At 68.0% G+C, this 6,078-nt stretch carries 5 protein-coding genes; all 5 read left to right on the forward strand.

Going from position 1 to position 6,078, the window contains the following annotated elements:
- Positions 1 to 854: UDP-galactopyranose mutase (locus tag AC2VOP_RS20920; protein WP_486962744.1), on the forward strand; the 854-nt coding region annotated here is incomplete at its 5' end.
- Positions 851 to 2,731: a glycosyltransferase gene (locus AC2VOP_RS20925; RefSeq protein ID WP_486962745.1), complete on the forward strand. Its 1,881-nt coding sequence runs from the start codon at positions 851 to 853 to the stop codon at positions 2,729 to 2,731. The genes AC2VOP_RS20920 and AC2VOP_RS20925, both read left to right, overlap by 4 nt.
- The gene (locus AC2VOP_RS20930; RefSeq protein ID WP_486962746.1) at positions 2,724 to 3,269 is read left to right on the forward strand and encodes a phosphatase PAP2 family protein; all 546 of its coding nucleotides are present in this window, start codon (positions 2,724 to 2,726) and stop codon (positions 3,267 to 3,269) included. Before AC2VOP_RS20925 ends, AC2VOP_RS20930 begins: the two co-directional genes overlap by 8 nt.
- Positions 3,262 to 4,176 (forward strand): decaprenyl-phosphate phosphoribosyltransferase, encoded by a 915-nt coding sequence (locus AC2VOP_RS20935; RefSeq protein ID WP_486962747.1) that lies wholly within the window; start codon positions 3,262 to 3,264, stop codon positions 4,174 to 4,176. The genes AC2VOP_RS20930 and AC2VOP_RS20935 overlap by 8 nt, the downstream gene beginning before the upstream one ends.
- Positions 4,177 to 4,264: 88 nt before the next feature.
- Positions 4,265 to 6,078, forward strand: a 1,814-nt coding sequence (gene aftB, locus AC2VOP_RS20940) for a terminal beta-(1->2)-arabinofuranosyltransferase (RefSeq protein ID WP_486962748.1), incomplete at its 3' end; no start/stop codon positions are given.

Here is a 6,078-nt window from a genome sequence, read left to right on the forward strand (position 1 = left end):
ACTTCGAGGAGAAGGCGATCTCGCTGATCGGCCGCCCGCTCTACGAGGCGTTCGTCAAGGGCTACACCGCCAAACAGTGGCAGACCGACCCGAAAGAGCTACCGGCGGGCAACATTACCCGGTTGCCGGTGCGCTACACCTTCGACAATCGTTACTTCAACGACACGTACGAGGGGTTGCCGGTCGACGGCTACACGGCGTGGTTGGCCAACATGGCCGCCGATGAGCGTGTCGAGGTCCGGGTGAACACCGACTGGTTCGACGTCTGTGACGAACTGCGGGCGGAAAACCTGCAGGCTCCGGTGGTTTACACCGGCCCGCTGGACCGCTACTTCGACTACGCTGACGGCCGGTTAGGCTGGCGCACACTGGATTTCGAAGTCGAGGTGCTGGCAACCGGAGATTTTCAGGGCACCTCGGTGATGAACTACAACGATCTCGAGGTGCCCTACACTCGCATTCACGAGTTCCGGCACTTCCACCCGGAACGTGACTACCCCACCGACAAGACGGTGATCATGCGGGAGTATTCACGGTTCGCCGAGGCCGACGATGAGCCTTACTACCCGATCAACGCCGAGGCCGACCGGCAGAAGCTGGCCGCCTACCGGGCCAGGGCCAAGGCCGAGACGGCGTCGGCGGGGGTGCTGTTCGGCGGGCGACTGGGCACCTACCAATATCTGGACATGCACATGGCCATCGCCAGCGCGCTGAACATGTTCGACAACGTTCTCCTGCCGCACTTGGCCGACGGTGCGCCGTTGGACGCGAACACGCCGTCGACGACGATGCAGTCCAAGCACGTCCACCCGCTTGCGGAGGATGTAGCGACGATGAGGAGCCGGCGCAGATGAGCGATGACACCTCTCGCGCGGTGAGCCGGTTGGCCCGCGTCATCCTGCCGCGCCAGGGCGAACCGCTGGACGTGCGCAAGCTCTACATCGAGGAGTCGGCGACCAACACCGGCCGCGCTCACGCGCCCACCCGCACCAGCCTGGAGATCGGCGCGGAGTCGGAAGTGTCGTTCGCGACCTATTTCAATGCCTTCCCGGCCTCCTACTGGCGACGCTGGTCGACTGTGGAGTCGGTGGTGCTGCGGGTGGAGCTGACCGGCGACGCGCGGGTCGACATCTACCGCTCCAAGGCGACCGGCGCCCGCATCACGGTGGACGGCGCGGCAGTGCGTGGCGAGGCGGCTGGCATCGAGTTCGAGATCGGGTTGGCCCCGTTCGAGGACGGCGGCTGGATCTGGTTCGACATCACCACCGACAGCGCGGTCACGCTGCACAGCGCGGGCTGGTACGCGCCATCCCCGGCACCCGGCCGGGCCAACGTCGCGGTCGGCATCCCGACGTTCAACCGCCCGGACGACTGCGTGAACGCACTGGCCGACCTGGCGTCGGACCCGTTGGTGGACGAGGTGATCGGCGCGGTGATCGTGCCCGACCAGGGCACCCGGAAGGTGCGCGACCATCTCGGTTTTCCGGCGGCGGCGGCACGCCTGGGCAACCGGCTGTCGATCCACGACCAGCCGAACCTCGGCGGCTCCGGCGGCTACAGCAGGGTGATGTATGAGGCGCTGAAAAACACCGACTGCGAACAGATCCTGTTCATGGACGACGACATCCGCATCGAACCCGACTCGATCCTGCGGGCGTTGGCGATGAACCGTTTCGCGCACGCGCCCACCCTGGTCGGCGGGCAGATGCTCAACCTGCAGGAGCCGTCGCATCTCCACATCATGGGTGAGGTGGTCGACCGGGACGTCTTCATGTGGACCAACGCCCCGCACACCGAATATGACCACAACTTCGCCACGGATCCGCTGGCCGCGACCCCGGAACTGCACCGCCGTATCGACGTCGACTTCAACGGCTGGTGGATGTGCATGATCCCGCGCAGTGTCGCCGAGGAGATCGGCCAGCCGGTGCCGTCGTTCATCAAGTGGGACGACGCCGAGTACGGGCTGCGCGCCGCCGAGCACGGCTATGGCACGGTCACCCTGCCCGGCGCGGCGATCTGGCACATGGCCTGGAGCGACAAGGACGACGCGATCGACTGGCAGGCCTATTTCCACCTGCGCAACCGGCTGGTGGTGGCAGCCCTGCACTGGGACGGCAACATCGCCGGCCTGCTACGCAGCCACCTCAAAGCGACGCTGAAACACCTTGCCTGCCTGGAGTATTCGACGGTCGCCATCCAGAACAAGGCCATCGACGACTTCCTGGCCGGCCCGGAGCACATCTTCTCGATCCTGGAGTCGGCTATGCCGGACGTGCGCGAAATGCGCAAGGCCTATCCCGACGCTGTGGTGTTACCGGCGGCGGCCGAACTGCCGCAGCCGTCGCAGCGCCGGAAACCGATGAAGCCACCGGTGCACCCGCTGGCAGTCGGCTACCGGCTGGCCCGTGGCACGCTGCACAACCTCACCCGGGCCGATCCGGAGCACCACCGGCGCCCGCAGCTCAACGTGCCCACCCAGGATGCTCGGTGGTTCTTGCTGTCCACACTCGACGGCGCCACCGTCACCACCGCAGACGGGTGCGGCGTGGTCTACCGCCAGCGGGACCGGGCCACGATGTTCACCCTGCTGGCGCAGTCGCTGCGGCGCCAGTTTCGGCTGGCCCGCCGGTTCGACGTGCTGCGCCGGAGCTACCGCGCCGCGCTGCCGATGCTGTCCAGCAAGCAGAAGTGGGAAACGGTGCTCCACCCGTCGTCGCGCCGTGGCTGAGCCGGCGCAGCCCCTCGGCGGCGGTGAGGTAACGGCGCTGGTCGCCGTTCAGTCGGTGCTGGCAGATCAGCCGGGGGTGCTGGCGGCGGCGCGCGGGCTGTCGCATTTCGGCGAGCACAGCGCCGGTTGGCTGGTGGTTTCGACGCTCGGCGCGCTGGCCCAACCGCGTCGACGGCGGGCTTGGCTGCTGGTCGGCGCCGGGGCGCTGGCCGCGCACGCCGCGGCGGTCGCGATCAAGCGCGTGGTGCGCCGCGAGCGCCCGCATCATCCGGCGGTCGTGGTCAACGTGGCGACCCCTAGTGCGTTGAGTTTTCCTTCGGCGCACGCCGCCTCCACCACGGCAGCGTCGATCCTGCTGGGGCGTGTGATCGGGTTGCCCGGTGTGGCGTTGCCCGTCCTGCTGGTGCCGTCGATGGCGTTGTCGCGGCTGGTGCTGGGGGTGCACTATCCCAGTGACGTGGTCACCGGAATCGCGGTAGGTGCCGCCGTCGCGGCGGGCACGATCCGGTTGGATGACCGCAGGGAGCGAGATGAGTAGAGAAGTGGCTTCAACACCCGCACCGCCGGCGAACCTGGTCGCCGGGCTGGTCAAGGCGCTGCGGCCACGGCAGTGGGTGAAGAACGTGCTGGTGCTGGCCGCGCCGCTGGCGGCGTGGGGCACGGATGTGCACTACGACTACGGCGACGTGCTGGGCAAAGAGGCCGTTGCCTGCGTGGTGTTCTGCCTGGCGTCCTCATCGATATACCTGGTCAACGACGTCCGCGACGTCGAGGCCGACCGGGCGCATCCCGTCAAGCGGTTCCGGCCGATCGCCGCCGGTGTGGTGCCGCAGTGGCTGGCCTACACCCTGGCGGTGCTGCTCGGCGCCGTCGCGCTGGGTGTCTCCTACCGGCTGGCCCCGAACCTGGCGCTGGTGGTGGCCGTCTACCTCGGTATGCAGCTGGCTTACTGCTTCGGCCTCAAACACCAGGCGGTGATCGACATCTGCATCGTCTCGGCTGCGTATCTGCTGCGTGCCATCGCCGGGGGCGCGGCCGCCGACATCTACTTGTCCCAATGGTTCTTGCTGATCGCGGCGTTTGGATCGCTGTTCATGGTGGCCGGCAAGCGCTACGCCGAGCTGCAGCTGGCCGAGCACACCGGCGCCAAGATCCGCAAATCGCTGGAGAGCTACACCAGCACCTATCTGCGGTTCGTCTGGACGATGTCGGCCACCGCGGTGGTGGTGTGCTACGGGCTGCTGGCGTTCGAGCGCGACCACTATTCGGGTTCCTGGTATGCGGTGTCGATGGTGCCGTTTACCATCGCGATCCTGCGCTACGCGGTCGACGTCGACGGCGGGCTGGCCGGGGAACCCGAGGACATCGCGCTGCGTGACCGGGTGTTACAGCTGTTGTTTTTGGCCTGGATCGGAACCATCGGTGCCGCCATTGCGTTCGGCTAGGGCCCTCCCGGCACCGGTACCGCCCGGCGGTCGGCCGGTGCCGGTGGCCCTGGGTGCCCTGGGCCGGCCCGCATTCCCCTACGACGTCATGGTGCGGGTCAGCCTGTGGTTGAGCGTCGCCGCGGTCGCGGTGCTGTTCGGCTGGGGTGCCTGGCAGCGCCGCTGGATCTCCGATGACGGGCTGATCGTGCTGCGCACCGTGCGGAACCTGCTGGCCGGCAACGGGCCGGTGTTCAACGCGGGCGAACGGGTGGAGGCCAACACCTCCACGATCTGGACCTATCTGTTGTATGTGGGTGCCTGGTTGGGCGGACCGGTGCGGACGGAGTATGTGGCGCTCGTCTTCGCGCTGCTGCTCAGCGTGGCCGGCATGGCGTTGGTGATGCTCGGCGCGGGGCGGCTGTACGCGCCCAGCCTGCAGGGCCGCGCGGCGCTGCTGTTGCCGGCGGGTGCCTTGGTCTACATCGCGTTGCCGCCGGCGCGGGATTTCGCGACCTCCGGTCTGGAGAACGGGTTGGTGCTGGCTTACCTGGGCCTGCTCTGGTGGATGTTGGTCGGCTGGTCGCAGGCGCTGCGGACATCGCAGACCCGCGCCAGGGGGCAGGTTTTCATCGCCTCGATGGCTTTCGTCGCCGGGTGCAGCGTTCTGGTGCGCCCGGACCTGGCGCTAATCGGCGGGGGCACGCTGATCATGATGCTGATCGCGGCGCGGGACCGGCGGCGGCGGGTGCTGATCGTGGTGGCCGGCGGCCTGCTGCCGGTGGCCTATCAGATCTTCCGGATGGGCTACTACGCGCTGCTGGTGCCTGCAACGGCGGTGGCCAAGGACGCCGCCGGCGACAAGTGGGCGCAGGGGATGATCTACCTGGCGAACTTCGACGCCCCGTACGCGCTGTGGGTGCCGACCGCGCTGCTGGCGGGGCTCGGGGTGTTGCTGGCGACCACCCGCAGCCGGCCCTGGTGGATCAGGCGCACGGTGCCGCCCGGCTACGGCCGGGCGGCACAGCTGGTGCAGAGCCCTCCGGCGGTGGTGTGTTTCATCGTGTTCAGTGGGTTGCTGCAGGGCGCCTACTGGATCCGGCAGGGCGGCGACTTCATGCACGGCCGTGTTTTGCTGGCGCCGCTGGTTTGTGTGTTGGCCCCGGTGGCGGTCATCCCGGTGGTGCTGCCCGACGGCGTGAAATACCGCCGGGGGACCGGTCGTTTGCTGGTTGTCACGGTCAGCGCGCTGTGGCTGGCGGTGGCCGGCTGGTCGCTGTGGGTGAGCAGGTCGCCGGGGATGGGTGACCGCTACGGTGAAGCCACCCGGGTCAGCTACTCCGGCATCGTCGACGAGCGCCGGTTCTACGCCCAGGCCGTCGGGCAGGCGCATCCGTTGACGGCCGCGGACTACCTGGACTATCCGCGGATGCGCGCCGTGCTCACCACGATCGACAACACCCCCGCCGGGGCGCTGCTGCTGCCGTCGGGCGACTACGACAAGTGGGACATTGTGCCAGTCATCCTTCCAGCCGGAACGCCACCCGACCCGGAGCCCAACGGAGCCGGGCCGCACACGGTGTTCTTCACCAACCTCGGCATGCTTGGCATGAACGTCGGACTCGACGTCCGGGTGCTGGACCAGATCGGTTTGGCGAACCCGCTGGCGGCGCACACCGAGCGGGTGCAGCACGCCCGGATCGGCCACGACAAGGACATCTTCCGGGACTGGGTGATCGCCGACGGCCCATGGGTGAAGTGGTCCCCGGGCATTCCGGGCTACCTGGATCAGGAGTGGGTCGCCGAAGCCGAAGCCGCCCTGCGCTGCCCCGGCACTGCGGCGGTGCTGAATTCGGTGCGCGGCCCGATGAGTCTGCATCGGTTCTTGTCGAATCTGCTGCACTCGGTGAGCTTCACCAGATA

Source organism: Mycobacterium sp. TH-M106 (assembly GCF_057473765.1).

Bases quoted from the DNA above. Each gene is read 5' to 3' on its own strand.
- AC2VOP_RS20925 (WP_486962745.1), top strand. From the start codon at position 851: ATGAGCGATGACACCTCTCGCGCGGTGAGCCGGTTGGCCCGCGTCATC.
- AC2VOP_RS20935 (WP_486962747.1), top strand. From the start codon at position 3,262: ATGAGTAGAGAAGTGGCTTCAACACCCGCACCGCCGGCGAACCTGGTC.